Source organism: Massilia aerilata, assembly GCF_042656905.1.
Lineage (GTDB): Bacteria > Pseudomonadota > Gammaproteobacteria > Burkholderiales > Burkholderiaceae_D > Telluria > Telluria aerilata.
The window spans coordinates 366,846-382,542 of record NZ_JBHSMZ010000006.1 but is presented as its reverse complement, the minus strand read 5'-3'; the positions used below and the strand labels follow the sequence as shown (position 1 = coordinate 382,542).

General features: G+C 67.5%; 13 protein-coding genes. 6 read left to right on the top strand and 7 right to left on the bottom strand.

The features are described 5' to 3' along the window. Window position 1: 1 nt before the first annotated feature. On the top strand, window positions 2–895 hold the full coding sequence (locus ACFPO9_RS10825; protein ID WP_379770456.1) for a pyridoxamine 5'-phosphate oxidase family protein: 894 nt from the start codon (window positions 2–4) through the stop codon (window positions 893–895). Here the strand turns inward: ACFPO9_RS10825 and ACFPO9_RS10820 are convergent. After that, the gene (locus tag ACFPO9_RS10820; protein WP_379770454.1) at window positions 881–1,768 is read right to left on the bottom strand and encodes an AEC family transporter; all 888 of its coding nucleotides are present in this window, start codon (window positions 1,766–1,768) and stop codon (window positions 881–883) included. The genes ACFPO9_RS10825 and ACFPO9_RS10820 overlap by 15 nt on opposite strands. A gap of 152 nt (window positions 1,769–1,920) precedes the next feature. On the opposite strand from ACFPO9_RS10820, the gene ACFPO9_RS10815 reads away from it, so the two are divergent. Continuing rightward, complete coding sequence (locus ACFPO9_RS10815) at window positions 1,921–2,076, top strand: hypothetical protein (protein ID WP_379770452.1); 156 nt, start codon at window positions 1,921–1,923, stop codon at window positions 2,074–2,076. Here ACFPO9_RS10815 and ACFPO9_RS10810 read toward each other — a convergent pair whose 3' ends face one another. Continuing rightward, on the bottom strand, window positions 2,077–3,129 hold the full coding sequence (locus tag ACFPO9_RS10810) for an L-dopachrome tautomerase-related protein (protein WP_379770450.1): 1,053 nt from the start codon (window positions 3,127–3,129) through the stop codon (window positions 2,077–2,079). A gap of 27 nt (window positions 3,130–3,156) precedes the next feature. Next, window positions 3,157–4,302, bottom strand: a complete 1,146-nt coding sequence (locus ACFPO9_RS10805; RefSeq protein WP_379770447.1) for a DNA topoisomerase IB — start codon at window positions 4,300–4,302, stop codon at window positions 3,157–3,159. Window positions 4,303–4,806: 504 nt separating this feature from the next. Here ACFPO9_RS10805 and ACFPO9_RS10800 point away from each other — a divergent pair. Further along, window positions 4,807–5,082 carry a hypothetical protein gene (locus ACFPO9_RS10800; protein ID WP_379770444.1) on the top strand — a complete coding sequence of 92 codons (276 nt, stop codon included), beginning with the start codon at window positions 4,807–4,809 and terminating at the stop codon, window positions 5,080–5,082. A 374-nt stretch (window positions 5,083–5,456) separates the two neighbouring features. Here ACFPO9_RS10800 and ACFPO9_RS10795 read toward each other — a convergent pair whose 3' ends face one another. The 4 genes from ACFPO9_RS10795 to ACFPO9_RS10780 all read right to left on the bottom strand — a co-directional run bounded on the left by ACFPO9_RS10795 (window position 5,457) and on the right by ACFPO9_RS10780 (window position 12,408). Next, window positions 5,457–7,094 carry a Na+/H+ antiporter gene (locus ACFPO9_RS10795; RefSeq protein WP_379770442.1) on the bottom strand — a complete coding sequence of 546 codons (1,638 nt, stop codon included), beginning with the start codon at window positions 7,092–7,094 and terminating at the stop codon, window positions 5,457–5,459. A gap of 74 nt (window positions 7,095–7,168) precedes the next feature. Next, entirely contained in the window at window positions 7,169–8,908 is a 1,740-nt protein-coding gene (locus tag ACFPO9_RS10790) for a vWA domain-containing protein (RefSeq protein WP_379770439.1), read from the bottom strand. Window positions 8,909–8,998: 90 nt separating this feature from the next. Then, complete coding sequence (locus tag ACFPO9_RS10785; protein ID WP_379770437.1) at window positions 8,999–11,185, bottom strand: hybrid sensor histidine kinase/response regulator; 2,187 nt, start codon at window positions 11,183–11,185, stop codon at window positions 8,999–9,001. A gap of 71 nt (window positions 11,186–11,256) precedes the next feature. Further along, window positions 11,257–12,408: a pyridoxal phosphate-dependent aminotransferase gene (locus ACFPO9_RS10780; protein WP_379770434.1), complete on the bottom strand. Its 1,152-nt coding sequence runs from the start codon at window positions 12,406–12,408 to the stop codon at window positions 11,257–11,259. Between the two features lie 213 nt (window positions 12,409–12,621). Here ACFPO9_RS10780 and ACFPO9_RS10775 point away from each other — a divergent pair, with 213 nt between their 5' ends. The 3 genes from ACFPO9_RS10775 to ACFPO9_RS10765 all read left to right on the top strand — a co-directional run bounded on the left by ACFPO9_RS10775 (window position 12,622) and on the right by ACFPO9_RS10765 (window position 15,697). Further along, complete coding sequence (locus ACFPO9_RS10775) at window positions 12,622–12,954, top strand: hypothetical protein (protein ID WP_379770432.1); 333 nt, start codon at window positions 12,622–12,624, stop codon at window positions 12,952–12,954. Between the two features lie 31 nt (window positions 12,955–12,985). Next, window positions 12,986–13,591, top strand: coding sequence for an isochorismatase family protein (locus tag ACFPO9_RS10770; RefSeq protein WP_379770430.1), 606 nt, complete (start codon window positions 12,986–12,988; stop codon window positions 13,589–13,591). Window positions 13,592–13,663: 72 nt separating this feature from the next. Further along, window positions 13,664–15,697: an alpha/beta hydrolase family protein gene (locus ACFPO9_RS10765; protein WP_379770428.1), complete on the top strand. Its 2,034-nt coding sequence runs from the start codon at window positions 13,664–13,666 to the stop codon at window positions 15,695–15,697.

Here is a 15,697-nt window from a genome sequence, read left to right as displayed (position 1 = left end):
CATGAACGGAGACCGCATCGAGCTGCCTTTCCACGCCGGCGAACTGCAGGCCCAGCGCCTGGCCGGCGCCGCGCCCGCCGCCGCGCCGATCCGCGCCTTCATGCCGGAGCAGCACCGGGCCTTCTTTCCCTTGCTGCGCTTCGTCTGCGTGGCGGTGCCGGATGCCGAAGGGTGGTCGCTGGCGACCCTGGTCGAGGGCCCGCCCGGCTTTGCTTACTCGCCCGATCCGGCGCGGCTGGTGGTCGGCGCCATGCCGCCGCCGAGCGATCCGGTACGGGCGCGGTTAACAGAAGGGGCGCCGGCAGGACTGCTCGGCATCGACCTGGCCACGCGCCGGCGCAACCGCCTGAACGGTGTGATCGCGCAGGCAGGCGAGGGCGGCTTCGCGGTCGACGTGGTGCAGTCCTTCGGTAACTGCCCGCGTTATATCCAGGTGCGCGAGTTGATGCCGCTGCTACGCCAGGCCGGCCCAGTGACCGTATTCGATGACGCGCTGCCGGCGCGGGCGCGCGAACTGCTGGCGTCGAGCAGCACCCTGTTCGTTGCCAGCGCCAGCGGCGCCGATGCACATGGCGCGGCGGCGGGCCTCGACATCTCGCATCGCGGCGGCCCGCCCGGGTTCGCGCGGCTGGACGGCAGCGTGCTGGCGATCCCCGACTACAACGGCAACCGTTACTTCAACACGCTCGGAAATTTCATCGCCGAGCCGCGCGCCGCCATCGTGCTGGCCGATTTCAACAGCGGCGACATGCTGCAGCTGCAGGGCCTCGTACAGATCGACTGGAACGCGGCCGACCCGGACCGGCAGCCGCCGGTCGAACGGGTCTGGCGCTTCCGCGTCGTGCGCGGCGTGCTGCGGCAGGGCGCCTTCGGGCTCGGTTCAGAGCTGGCGTAGCGCCCACAGCCAGGCCGGCATGCTCGCCGCGCACAGGAGGCTGGACAGCAGGATCGCCGAGTTCACGCGCTGCGCGCCCGGGCCGCCCGGCTTGACCACGAAGGCGGCGTTGATGCCGACCGGGCAGGAGGCCAGTACGACCAGCACCATCGCGGCCGCCATCGGCAGCTCGAACACGAACACCGACAAGGCCATCACACCCAGCGGCAGCAGCACCAGCTTGGCCAGCACGATGGCGAAGGTCGCGCGCCAGCGGCCGGGCTTGAGCGAGGCCACCGAGGCGCCCAGCGACAGCAGCGCGCAGGGTAGGGCCGCGCCGCCCAGCATGTCGAGGGCGCGCAGCAGCGGCGCCGGCAGCTGGATGCGCGCCAGGTTCAGCGCAAGACCCAGCAGCAGCGCGGCGACGATGGGATTCCCGAGGGTGTTCAGCACCGGCTTGAGCCAGCCCGACGGCGCCGCATCCTCGTTCAGGTGGTAGAGCGTGAAGCAGAACAGGCTGTGAAAGGCGATCACCGGATAGGCGAACCGCAGGCTGTCGTCGCCGAGCACCAGCACCAGCACCGGCACGCCGACGAACACGGTGTTCGAGTAGGTGGCCGCCAGGGCCGTGGCCGCGCCGTCGCCGCCGCGCCGCGCGATCCAGCGCGCCGCCAGGAACAGCAGGCCCAGCGGCAGATAGAAGGCGCACAGGACTTTCCAGGACAGCGAAGGCGGAATGCCGGTGCGCCACGCGCTGCTGAACAGCAGGCAGGGCACCAGGAATCTGGCGGTCAGTTCGGTGACGCCCGCATGCCAGGACGCGCGCAGCCAGGGCAGGCGCACGAGCAGGGCGCCGAGGCCGGCGAGCAGGAAAACCGGCAGCAATTGGGTCAAGAACATCGGCGCAGGAAGAGTCGGTCTTGCCCTATTCTAAACGATGTGTTGCTTCCGAGATACACGTTACATTTCGCGTATTTCTTTCTGTATGTACCTTGGTATGCTAGAAGGCTAGCTGCACAGATACATATAAGAATCAGGATAACGACATGAGACACTCCCTGCCTTCCACCCGCTTCCGCCGCCTGCGCGTCCTGTCCCTGCTGGTCGCCGTCGTGGCGCTTGCCAGCATCGGCCTGGCGCATGCCGATACGCCGGCGCACGACGGCCAGGCCGCCGCTGCGCCGCTCGTCACCAGTCGCTGATCAGGCTTCGCGCTTCAGACGCCACAACTGCGTCGGCAGCGCCGCCGGCGCATCCGGCTTGAAGAAGGCCGAGTCCTGGATGTGCGAGGTCGTCACGTAGATCGTGCCGTCCGGCCCCTGCGAAAAGGTGTCCGGCCAGCGCAGGCGCTCGTCCTGCACCACGGTCTGCGCGGCGGCCTGCGGTCCTTCGGCCAGCTTACGCAGCTTGATGGCGTTGTCCTGCACCGAAGTCAGGTACATGTCTTCGGTGCCGCGCGCGATCAGCAGGCCGTCGTTGACCCCGTTGACGCCGTAGTGCTCGACTTGCGCTGAAACGTCTTCACCGCGAAGGCCGGCGCCCGTCAGCGCGTCCGCGCGGATGCGGTACAGCTCATCGCCCTTGATCGCCTGCCAGTACAGGTACTTGCCGTCGGATGAGAGCTCGATGCCGTCGGCCGAGAACTCGACGCCGCGGCCGTCCGGGCGGCGGAGTATCTTGCCGTCCGCCTTGACGTTCAGGCCCTTCTTCATCTGCGTCGATGGATGGCCGTCCAGCACGCGCGCGGTCTTGCCGGCCGCGATATCGACCACCAGCAGCGCGCCCTTGACGCCGGAATCGGTGATGAAGGCGTACTTGCCGTCGTTCGAGAAGCGCACGTCGTTCAGGTAGGAGCCCTGCGGCGCGGCGTCTTCGTCGAAGGCGATGACCTGGGCCACCTTGTCGCTGGCGAGGTCGATGCGCACCAGCTTCGGCCCCTTGTCCACCAGGTGGGACTGGGCCGGCGCCGCCGGGTCCAGCACCCACAGGCTGCCGCGCTGGTCGGCCACCACGCTCTGCACGCAGACCCAGTGGTCGTTCGGCGTGATCTCGTCCTTCTTCGCGTTGCGCCAGGCGTTCCATTCTGTGTCCGGATACGGTATGACTTCGCCGTCCTTCAGTTCCGCCACCGAGATGGCCGTGTCCTCGGTCCAGCGCGGGAAGTTGACGAAGATGCGCTTGGTTTCCGAGACCGACACGCCGGTTACCTGGTGGCCGAACTCCGCGACCAGTTCGATCGATGCCTTGCCTGACATGGTGCTTCCTTTCCTGAGGGGTTGAGTTCATGCGGCCTTGCGGCTGCGCTGTACCTTTTTCGGTTCCGGCACGTCCCGCGCCAGGCGCTGCTGCAGCATCGCCAGCACCGCCGCTTCCTCGGGCTGCAGGTCCTGCAGGTCCTCGGCCAGCTTTTCCTCGGCGCGCGCCAGCAGGCCTTCGATCATGGTGCCGTCCATGTAGGAGTCGAGCACGGCCGGGTGCACATAGCATTTGCGGCACACCGAGGGCGTGTTGCCCAGCTTTTCGGCCACCGTCTCGATGGCGCGCACGACGTTCTTCTTGGCCTGGGCCTCGGAATCGAACTTCTCGAATTCCTGCAGCGCGATCGCGGCCAGCACCGTGCCCGACCAGGTACGGAAGTCCTTGGCGGTATAGTCTTCGCCGGAGATCTCGCGCAGGTAGTCGTTGACGTCGGACGAGTTGACCGTGTGCGTTTCCTTGTTTTCGTCCAGGTACTCGAACAGGTCCTGGCCCGGCAGGTCGCGCGAACGCTGGACGATGCGCGCCAGCCGCCGGTCGTTGACCTTGACGTTGTGGTAGACGCCGCTCTTGCCGCGGAAGCGGAACTCCACCTCGCTGCCGTCGATCCTGACGTGGCGGTTGCGCAGCGTGGTCAAGCCGTACGACTTGTTCTCGCGGGCGTATTCGTCGTTCCCGATGCGCATCATGGTCGCCTCGAGCAGGTAGACGATGGTCGCCAGCACCTTCTCGCGCGGCAGGCCGGGCAGACTCAGGGCGCGGTCGACTTCCTTGCGGATCTGCGGCAGCGCCTTGCCGAACTTGATCATGCGTTCGTACTTGACCTCGTCGCGCACCTCGCGCCATTTCGGGTGGTAGCGGTACTGCTTGCGCCCGCGCGCATCGCGCCCGGTGGCCTGCAGGTGCCCATTCGCCTGGGGGCAGATCCAGACCCCGGTCCAGGCGGGCGGAATCGCCAGCGACTTGATGCGTTTGAGGGTCGCTTCGTCGTCGACCCTCTCGCCACGCGCGTCGAGGTAGCGAAAGCCGTCCTTTTCCGGCTCGCGGCGGATGCCGGGGCGGTCGTCGAGGACGTAGCGCAGGCCGGCCGCCTTCGCCGCGGTGGGCGGATCGCTGTTCGGTATCGCGCCGGCGTCCGCGGCGCGTTGTTCGGGGTCGATTTCGCTCTTCATGGTGGTCCCGTTCGAGGTGCAGGCGTAGGGCACGCCAATCAGTCCGGGACTGATTAGCGTGCCCTCGAGAGGAGAGCAAAGTCTACGCTGCACACGAATCGGCCTACCGTACGGGAGCGCACTTAGAACCTATCCCAGTAGGGAATGAGTCGTTGCTGACGCGCCTGACAAGCGCGGGCGGCGTTGCTCGTCGTTGCATGGCTCGCCATGCGGCCTCCTCGCGCCTGGCCCGCGCTTGCCATGCATCGTCATCAACTTCCTCCTTCCTACTGGGATAGGTTCTTAGGGGGCCAGTCGCCGGCGCCATGCGCTTTCCGGCGCCATGCGTTTTTAACGCTGGGCAATCGAATGCTTTTTTTGGACAGGCGAATTCGCTAGCGCCCTCGCGGCGACGATGGAGGCGATGACGGTGGCGATGGTGGTGGCGAAGGCGGAGGCGATCCCGGCGGAGGCGGAGGCGGAGGCGGCGACGCGGGGCGGAACACCTGCGGTGGGGATGGCGCGGTGGCCGCGTGGCGAACGGTCGGAGACGGTGGCGATGGCGGCGACATCGGGCCGAACAACTGTGGCAGCGACGATGGCAGCGCGCTCGAGGAGGCAGGCGAAGGCGGGCTTGCACCCGCCGAGGCGGCCGATGGGGAAGCGGAGGGCGGCGCAAGCGAAGATGCCGTTTGCGCCGCGGCGCTTCCTCCCGAAACCGCTGGCGCGTCAAACAAGGAAAAACGCAAGCTCATATGGTCGGTGTCGGCGGATGCATCCTGGAACCCCATCTTTCGGTAGTGGCGTTTGACGTCCTTTTTGGCGATGAGCTTGATCGCGGTCGGATGGAAGGACTCCCTCAACCACGCGATCATTGCTCTACCGATGCCACGCGCTCCCCATCCGGTTACCCATTGCTCGATGTCGATGACGCCGCCGGATTCGCTGATGATCATCAGTCCCAGGGCGGCGATATGGGGCGCGTCCGTGGTCGCCGCAATCAAGGTATCGCTGGTGTACGGGTTCCCCATTTGAGGAAGCATGTCCCTGACTCCCGCCAGTTAGGAACAAGGTAATGGCCGGGAGCTTGCGGCCGATACCCGATTGACGAGCCGAATCTAGAGCAGATGGCCAGGCTCGTCAAATGCCGCCCTGATAGTTGCGCATTTCAGGTTTCAAGACTCCCGATACCGCGCCTCCACCAAATCGATCTCGCGCAGCAACTTCCGCGCCACCTCATCCGAAATCTCCCTTCGCCGCCCCAGCCGCAGGATCGTATCGCGCTCGGCCCGCAGCGCAATCAAGCGGTAGTCGCGCTCGGCCTGGCGCGCCGCCTGGACGTCGGGGCCGGCGGCGTTGCCCAGTTGGATATTGCGCAGCCGGTGGCGGTACAGGCCAGCCACCGTGCCCCAGGCATGCGCGTGCAGCTCGGCGTCCGGCTCGCCTGAATGGGCGCGGCCGGCGCGTTCCACCGCATCGACCGCCGCCGTCACCGCGGCGTGGCGGGCCCGGTCCTCTTCCTGCTCGGCCTCGGGCTCAAGCGGCACCTCCAGCCCGCGCAGCAGGCGCGGCAGGGCCACGCTGGCCAGCAGCAGCGAGACCACGATCACCGCGCTGGCCAGCAGGATCGCCAGCTGGCGGCCGGGGAAGGGCGAGCCGTCTTCCAGCGCCAGCGGCAGCGTCATCACGCCGGCCATGGTCAGCGCGCCGCGCACGCCGGCAAAGGAAGTGGCCAGGATCAGCCGCATGCGCGGCTTGAACACCTGCTGGCCGAGGCGGCGCCGGTTCAGGATGGTCAGGCGCAGCGACACCCAGACCCAGACGAAGCGCAGCACCACCAGGCCCAGGCTGAGCGCCAGCGCATTCCGCGCCAGCCACCACGGGTCGAGGGGCGCGCCGCCGCCCGGCGGATGCAAGGCCTCGCGCGCGATGTCCGGCAGCTGTTCGCCCAGCAGCACGAACATCACGCCGTTCAGTGAAAATTGCAGGGTGTCCCAGATGACGTTGCGGCGGATGCGGGTCGAGGGCGAGGCCGAGCCGCTGAGCTCCACATAGCTCATCGCGATGCCGGCCGCCACCGCCGCCAGGATGCCCGAGGCGCCGATGTGCTCGGCCGCCAGGTAGGCGCCGAAGGGCGTCAGCAGGTTGATCAGGATCGGCATGCCGTCGTCCTCGCCGAAGCGCCGCAGCAGGGCGCCGTGGGCGCGGCTCACGGCCCAGGTAACGAACACCCCGGCGGCGATGCCGGCCAGCGCCACCCACAGGAAGGTCAGGCCGGCCCTGGTGGGCGAAAAGCTGCCGGTGACGGCGGCCGCCACGGCGAAGCGGAAGCACACCAGGCCGCTGGCGTCGTTGAGCAGGGATTCGCCTTCGATGATGTGCATCAGGCGCGGCGGCACCGGGATCCGGCTGGTGATGGCGGACACCGCCACCGGGTCGGTGGGCGCGACGATGGCCGCCAGCGCGAAGGCGACCGGCAGCGGCATCGAGGGAATCAGCCAGTGCACCAGGTAGCCGGCGCCGACGACGGTGAACAGCACCAGGCCGAGGGCCAGCTCGATGATGGTGCCCTTGTCGCGGAACAGGCCGACCTTGGGGATGCGCCAGCCGTCCAGGAACAGCAGCGGCGGCAGGAACAGCAGGAAGAAGATGTCCGGTTCCAGCGCGACGCCATGGCGGAACACGCCCGAGATCACGGCGCCCAGCGCGATCTGGATCAGCGGCAGCGGCACGCCGAAGGGCAGTATCCGTCCCACCCAGCCGCTGGCGACCACCGCCAGCAGCATCGCCAGGACGACTTCGACCGATTCCATCCGCTACCTCCTGATCAAAACCCGATGATAAAGGATGGAACGGAAGAGCGTGGTCCGCCAGCCCGTGGCCGGGCTCAGGGCTGGCCGCCCGTCCCGGCCTGGCCCAGGGTCTCGGCCATGCGCACCAGCTTCACGAACTCGGCGCGGTAGCCTTCCGGATCGTCGCCGCGCGCCGTGTTGGCCAGCTCGGCGATGCGGTCGTAGCCGTAATCGGCCAGCTGCGGCTCGCCGCGCAGGCGCTGGCCGAAGGCGGCCACGGCGACGGCGAAGCGCTGGTCGCTTGGCGCCGCCTCCAGGCTCTTGCGCGCCGCCGCCGTGTGCACCGCGTGCGCGATCTCGCGGCTCGTCGATTTACCCGGCAGCTTGTAGCGCAGCTTCACGAAGCACAGCTCATCGCCATGCTTGCCGGCCGCTGCTCTCGCCTTTTCCTTCTTGCCGTAGCGGAGCGGATCGGCCAGCTTGCCGGCTTCGCTTGCCGGGGTGATCTCGTAGATCGCGGTGACGGTATGGCCCGCGCCCATGTCGCCGGCGTCGACCTTGTCGTCCTTGAAATCCTGGCGCTGCAGCATCCGGGTTTCGTAGCCGACCAGGCGGTAGGCCGCCACCTGCTCCGGGTTGAATTCGACCTGGATCTTGACGTCGTTCGCGATCGGGAACATGGTCGAGCCCAGCTCCTCGCCGAGCGCCTTGCGCGCTTCCAGCAGCGAGTCGATGTAGGCGGCATTGCCGTTGCCCGACTGGGCCAGGCGCTGCATCAGCGCGTCGTTCAGGTTGCCGGCGCCGACGCCGAAGATCGACAGGTAGACGCCGCTCTTGCGCTTGTCGGCGATGAAGCGTTCCAGCTGCTTCGGATCGGTCATGCCGAGGTTGAAGTCGCCGTCGGTGGCCAGGATCACGCGGTTCACCGCCTTGGCGTCGAAGTGGCGCTCGGCCATCTCGTAGGCGCGCTGCAGGCCGGCGCCGCCCGCGGTGCCGCCGCCGCCGCGCAGCGAGTCGATCGCATCGAGGATCTTGCCCTTGTCCTTGCCCGGGGTCGGTTCCAGCACGACCCGGGTGCCGTCGGCGTAGCTGACGATGGCGACGGTGTCTTCGTCCCGTAGCTGCTGGGCGAACAGGCGGAAGCCCTGCTTGAGCAGGGGCAGGCGGTCGGGCGGCATCATCGAGCCCGAGACGTCGACCAGCAGCACCACGTTGGCGCGCGGGCGCGCCGCGGTCTTGATGTCATAACCCCGCACGGCGATGTGGAGCAGCTGGGTGCCGGCCTTCCATGGGTTCGGCAGCACTTCGGTGCTCACCGCGAACGGTTCGGCGGCGCTGCGCGGGCCGGCATAGTGGTAGGGGAAGTAATTCACCATCTCTTCGACGCGCACCGCGTCCGGCGCCGGCAGGCGGCCCGCCGACAGGGTGCGGCGCACGAAGGCGTAGGACGCGGTGTCGACGTCGGTGCTGAAGGTGGAGACCGGCTGCTCGCTCACCAGCACCGTCTTGTTGGCTTCCTTGTCCGGGAACTTGTCCGCACCCTGGGGCAGGACAGGCACATAGCCGGGCGGGATGAAGGGCGGCGCCGGCGCGATCATCATCGGCGCCTGTGCGCGGCTGTAGGCATAGGTGTTGGCGGCACCGGTCACCGTGACCGGGGACGGCGCCGTCGGCGCGGGTGGCGCGCGATTGAACTCGGCCCGGGACGACGTCGCTTGCGCGGACACCGTCTTCTCGACCGTGATCTCCTGCCCGGGCGGCGTGGAGGTGCTGCAGGCGGCCAGCAGCAGGGCGACGAGCGGTAAGGCGCCGGCGGCGGCGGTTGCGGGTTTCATCGAAGGCCTCGTAGAAGTTATTGTGCCGCTAACTTGCTACAAAGCCATCGAACTGGCAATCGCCGTTACAACTTGAATATCTTTTCCGCCTCAGCCCTTGACCTTGGCCTCGGCCGCCGCCGCCAGGATATCCGACAGCTGGGTCGTATTGACCGGCTTGACCAAGTAGTGATCGAAGCCGGCCGCCATCGACGCGTCGCGGTCCTGCTGGCGGCCGTAGCCCGTCATCGCGATCAGGGTGCTGCCGGCGGCCTGCGGCAGCAGGCGCAGGCGGCGCGCCAGTTCGTTGCCGTCGAAGTCGGGCAGGCCGATGTCGAGCAGGCACACGTCCGGCGCCATGGACCTGGCCAGCTCCAGTGCATCGCCGGCGCAGTACGCGACCTCGACCTCGTGGCCGGACGAATGCAGGAACAGCTGCAGGGTGTGCACGGCGTCGACGTTGTCGTCCACCAGCAGGATGCGCAGCGGCACCGCGCCCTCGGGCAGGGGTTCGCCGGAGGGTGGCGGCGCCAGCACCACGTCCTGGGTGTAGCGCGGCAGTCGCACCGTGAAGGTCGAGCCCTTGCCCAGGCCGGCGCTGGCCGCCTGCACGGTGCCGCCATGCAATTCGACCAGGCTCTTGACCAGCGCCAGGCCCAGGCCCAGGCCGCCCTGCGAGCGGTCCGGGGTGCGCTCGGCCTGGGTGAACAGGTCGAACACGCGCTCCACCAGGCCAGGGTCCATGCCGATGCCGTCGTCGAGCACCGTCAGCACGAAGTCATCGCCCTCGGCCTCCAGGCGCACGCGCAGGGTGCCGCCTTCCGGCGTGTACTTGGTCGCGTTGTTCAGCAGGTTGGCGACCACCTGCACCAGGCGCTTGTGGTCGCCCTTGACGTGGGCCGGGCTGGTCGGCAGCTCGACCACCAGGCGGTGGCGCCGCGCCGTGATCAGCGGCCGGATCTGCTCGGCGGCGTCGTCGACCACGCGCTTCAGGTCCAGCACCTGGGTCGACAAGGACACCAGCCCGCGCGTCACGCGCGAGACGTCCAGCAGGTCGTCGACCAGGCTGGTCATGTGATCGACCTGGCGCACGATGATCGAGCAGGTCTGGGTGATCTGGGCGTTATCCGAGTGCAGCAGCTTCAACAGGTGCGCGCCAGTGCTGATCGGCGCCAGCGGGTTGCGCAGCTCGTGCGCCAGCATCGCCAGGAACTCGTCCTTGCGCTGGTCGGCGGCGCGCAGCTCGCGCTCGGCCAGCGAGCGCGCCGATTCCTTCTTTTGCAGCGCGGCGGCCATGCGGTCCAGCGCCTGGGCCAGGTTGCCGATCTCCTCGTGGGCGTAATCGATGCCGGAGCGGGCGTCGAGGTCGCCGGCGGCGATGCGCTCGGCGGTGCCCATCAGCTTGCGCACGCGCTGCACGATCAGCACGTCGCCGACCAGCCAGGCCGCGAGCAGGGCCAGCATGGTGGTGGCGGCCAGGCCCAGCAGCGACATCAGCTGGTCGTGGCGCGCGGCCGAAGTGATGGTCTCGGTCGGGATGCCGATGGTGACGGTGTAGTCGGTCAGGGCCGGCGCGCCGACGCGGGCGAAGGTGTGCAGGCGTTCGACGCCGTCCTCGCCGCGGATGGTCATGGCGCGCTGGCCGGCGGTGGCCTGAGCTTCCAGCGTGGCCGGCGAGAGACGCGTGCCGAAATAGCGCTCGGGGTCGGGGCGGCGCGAGATGATGCTGCCGCGCGCATCGGCGGTCGCCAGCACGGAGCCCGGCGGCAGGTTGATGTCGTTGATGAAGGTGTCGAGGCCTTCCAGGTCCATCGCGGCGAACACCACCGCCAGCACCTTGCCGCTGCGGTCGATGACCGGGTAGGTGAGGTTGATCGTGTGCTTCTTGATCACGCGCCCGAACACGTAGTCGCCGGCGATGAAGCGGCGTTCGGAAATCGCGCGGCGGAAGTGGCTGCGGTCGCCCAGGTTCACGGGATGCAGCAGGGGCACTGCGGAGCAGGTGACGTCGCCGTTCAGCTGGATCAGGCCGAAGTTGACGAAGCCCTCGTTGCGGTCGAGGACATCCGACAGCAGCGAGGTGCACTTCGCGGTATCGCCCATCAGGTCGGGCACGCTGGCCAGGTCGACCAGGATCTGGCGCGCGCCTTCGATCGACTGGGCTTCGTTGGCCGCCGCCATGCCGGTCAGGCGGCGCAGGTTTTCCTCGGACGCCTTGATGGCGTGCTCGCGCTCGCGGACGCCCGACAGGATCGTCATCACCGCAAGCGGCATGATCGCCAGCGCAACCAGCAGCATCAAGCGGCTGCGCAAACTGTTCAGCCGAAATCGGCCTTTACCACGGCCCAACCCAGATGTCATCGTTGTCTTTACACTGCCTTGTAGGCATCACCAAATTCTATGATCCTGCGGATGCCGTCGCGCAGCGTCGCCACGTCGTCGGAAATGTAGCCCAGGCGGATAAAGCCCGGTACGCCAAGCGCGTCGCCGGGCATGATGGCCACTTTCTTCTGTTCGATCAGCCGCTCGGCGAAGCCGACGGTGTCCATCGTCAGGCTGCGCACGTCCCCCCACAGGTACGGTCCGGAAGCCGGCGCGTGCATCTCTATCCAGGGGACCTCGGCAAACAGCTTCACCGCCAGGTCGCGCCGCTGGCGGTATTCCGCCATCATTTCGTGGGGCGCGCCGGTGGCGAAGGCGGCGTCGGCCGCCACCTGCGACAGGTGGGGCGCGGCGGCCGTGATCGGACCCTGCAGCGTCTGCATCGCGTTGACCACTTCGGCGGGGGCCAGCGCGAAGCCGACCCGCCAGCCCATCATGGCGTAGCTCTGCGAAGCCGAGAAGATGGTAATGACGCCGATCTTCCGCCAGTCGCACAAGGCCGCCAGGCTGGTGTGTGCGCCATCGAAGATCAGGTGCTCGTAACTTTCGTCGACGATGACCTTTGCTCCAATACGTTCCACCCAGGCACGAATGTGTTCCAGTTCGCCGCGAGTGTACACCTTGCCGGTCGGGTTGTGCGGGTTATTGATGATGAGTACCGTGGGCGTTTCCAGGCTGTCCAGGAACTGTGGCGTGATGGCCTCGGGCAACTCGGCGAGGATGGGGCGCAGGCCCAGCAGCTGCGAAGTGGCGACGTAGGCCGGCCAGTGCGGCTTGAAGATCAGGACGCTGTCGCCGGGGTTGGTGATGGTGTACAGCGCTTCGTACAGCGCTTGCTTGGCGCCGTTGGTGACGATGATCTCGTCGGCGCTGGCGTCGATGCCGTTTTCCTTCGCCAGCTTGGCGGCAAGGCGGCGGCGCACGTCGAGGGCGCCGACCACGCTGGTATACGGCATGGTGCGCTCGCGTTCGACGGCGGCGGCGACCGCGTCCAGCACCGGGCGCGGCGCCGGGAAGTGCGAGATCGCGATCGAGAAGTCGATGACCGGCACACCTTCCGCGCGCAGGCTTTCGACGCGGCCGTGCATGGCGGTGGTAGCGAGGGGGCGGGAGTTGGCGATCCTGGCCGAGATATGCATTCTGGTCTGTCTCCGTAACTATCTGATATTGCTGGAAATTTGGTCTTGCACGGCAGAGTGTTTCCTGATTGTACTAGTTTTAAAAATTCATGACGCACGGGACACATATGTAACCTCCGGGCAATCCAGGCCGGAAGCCGGCGCCAGCGCGAGCGCCGCGCCGTGGCCGTTTCTGGTACGGTGGGCCTGACCGAATCACTGTTGGAGCACGCCATGCATAAGCCGATCGTTCGCACGTTCAAGCAGCTGTCATCCGCCGAACAGGCGCGCCAGGAGCTCCTGGCGGCCGGCGTCCCGGCCGACGACGTGAAAATCGACATGCTCATTTATGAAACCGGCGCCGTGCAGGGCAATTTCACCGTCGGCGACAGGCCCGAGGTGAAGGGCAAGACCGCCTACACGCATACCTACGCGCCGACGGCGCAGGACGACGTGCGCGATTGCATGCTGGTCGTGAATGCGCTCGACGACGGCCTGGCGCAGCGTGCCGAGGCGATCCTGGCGCGTCATGGGGCGCTGGATCCGGATCCAGCGCACCGGCATTGATTGACGACGTGTTCAAGCTGACGGGAAAAATATGAGCGCAATCCATCTCGAACCGAGCGACGCCCTGCTCATCATCGACATGCAGGTCGACTTCCTCCCCGGCGGCGCCCTCGGCGTCGAAGCCGGGCACGAGGTCGTCGCGCCGATCAACCACCTGATCGGCCTGTTCCGCGAACAGGGCCTGCCCATCGTCGCCTCGCGCGACTGGCATCCGGAGAACCACTGTTCGTTCGCGGCCCAGGGCGGGCCGTGGCCGCCGCATTGCGTGGCCGGCACGCCGGGCGCCGAGTTCACCGCCGAGCTGGCGCTGCCGGACGACGCCATCGTCGTCTCCAAGGCCGACACCGCGGCGCAGGATGCCTATTCGGCCTTCAAGGGCACCAGGCTGGCGGGCGAGCTGCGGGCGCGCGGCGTCGGGCGGGTGACCGTGTGCGGCCTGGCCACCGATTACTGCGTGCTGAACACCGTCACCGATGCGCTGGAAGAGGGCTTCGACGCCATCATCGTGCCAGAGGCGATGCGCGCGGTGGATGCCGAAGCGGGCGATGGCAGGCGGGCGATGGACCGCATGGTGGCGCGGGGCGCGGTGCCGGTGCGCCTGGGTGAGGTGGGGATGACGGCGTTGTCGGTGGCCTGATACTCAAAAACATTGTGCTGTGAAAATGAATAAGGACGCGCTACCATACCGCGTCCTTATTAATCTTTCATCATGCACATCCGATTTTCTCGTGTGGGCGCGGCCGTCCTGCGCTACGCCTTCGTACTGCACCTGAGCCTGCTGGCTGCGGCGAGCTCGTCCGCCGGCGAGCAGCCCGTCCCCATCGCCGCCTTTTTCGGCAATGTCAGCATGAGCAATGCCAGGCTCTCGCCTGACGGCAAGCGGCTTGCCATGCTGGTCAACAATGAACAAGGCCACGACCAGCTCGGCGTGGTGACCCTGGCCGACAAGTCCATCAAGGTCGTGGCCGGATTTTCGAACGCCGACGTCGGCCACTTCGAATGGGTAAACAACGAGCGCCTGCTCTACGACTCGCGCGACAAGAACACGGCCCCGGGCGAGGAGCGCTATGCGCCCGGCCTGTTTGCCGTGAACATCGACGGCGGCGTGCGGCGCCAGCTGGTGGAAGTCTCGGGCCGCAGCTTCGTCTCTTCCGGCGCTTCCAGTGAGCGCGAGAAGATGCCCTGGAATACTTTCATGCTGGACCAGCCCGGCGCCCAGGATTCGAACTGGGTCTATGTCGAGAAAGTGCACTTCGGCAGCGACCACTCGGTCGAGGCGGTCGAGCTGATCAGGCTCGACACCGTGAGCGGCCGCACGGACCCCGTGCCCGAGCCGGGACAGGGCAGGGCGCGCGCCTGGTGGCTGGACGCCAAAGGCCGGCCTGCGCTGGCGACCACGGTCGACGGCAAGCTGGAGATGCTGCATTACCTTGATCCAAAGGATGGTCGCTGGCGCAAGCTCGCCACGCAGGACGCCTACCTGGGCGGCAAGGACGCGTTCACGCCGCTGGGGTTTTCGCCTGAAGGCAGCCTCTACGTGGTCGGACGTCCCCACCGGGACAAGGCGGCGCCCTTCGTCTACGACCTCGCCACCGGCAAGATGGCGGCGCGGCCGCTGGTCGACCTCGAAGCATTCGACTTCAGCGGCGAACTGGTCGTCAGCGCCGGCAAGCTGCTGGGCATACGCTATACCGCGGATACCGTCGGGGTGGCCTGGTTCGATCCCGCCATGAAGGAAGCGCAGGCGGCGGTCGACAGGCTGCTGCCAGGCCACGTCAATGTGTTGAGCGTTGGCCTACGTTCCGAGACGCCCTTCGTGCTGGTCCGGTCCTGGTCGGATCGCCAGCCCGGCGTGTTCCTGTTGTTCGACAGGCAGACCGGCAAGCTCTCCCGCCTCGGCAGCAGCCGCCCGGCGATCGACCCGGCGCGGATGGCCGCGCAGGACCTGACGATCGTCACGGCGCGCGACGGCAGGACGATCCCGACCTGGCTGACGGTGCCGAACAACAGCGCAGGCAAGAAGCTGCCGATGGTCGTGCTGGTGCACGGCGGGCCCTACGTGCGCGGGCGTCAGTGGGGTTGGGACAGCGAGAGCCAGTTCCTGGCTTCGCGCGGCTACCTCGTGCTGGAGCCCGAGTTCCGCGGCAGCACAGGCTATGGCGAAGCCCACTTCCGCGCCGGCTGGAAGCAGTGGGGGCTGGCAATGCAGGACGATATCGCCGATGCCACCCGATGGGCCATCGCCCAGGGCATGGCCGATCCGCAGCGCATCTGCATTGCCGGCGCCAGCTATGGCGGCTACGCCACGCTGATGGGCCTGATCCGCGACCCGGACCTGTACAAGTGCGGGATCGACTGGGTGGGCGTGACCGACATCGAACTGCTCTACACCGGCTCCTGGACTCGCGACAGCGACACCTCCGACGCCTACAAGCGCTATGGGATGCCGACCCTGGTGGGCGACCCCGCGAAGGATGCGGCGCAGTTCGCGGCGACTTCGCCCCTGAAGCAGGCTGTCCGCCTGACCCAGCCGCTGCTGCTGGCCTACGGCGGCGCCGACCTGCGCGTACCGCTGTATCACGGCCGCAAGCTTTTCGACGCCGTCAAGCGCAGCAACAAGGATGTCGAGTGGGTGGTGTACGACGACGAAGCCCATGGCTGGAAGCTGGTCGAGACGCGCCTCGACTTCTGGGGACGGGTCGAAACCTTCCTGCGGAAGAATATCGGTAAAGCCGGCCAGTAG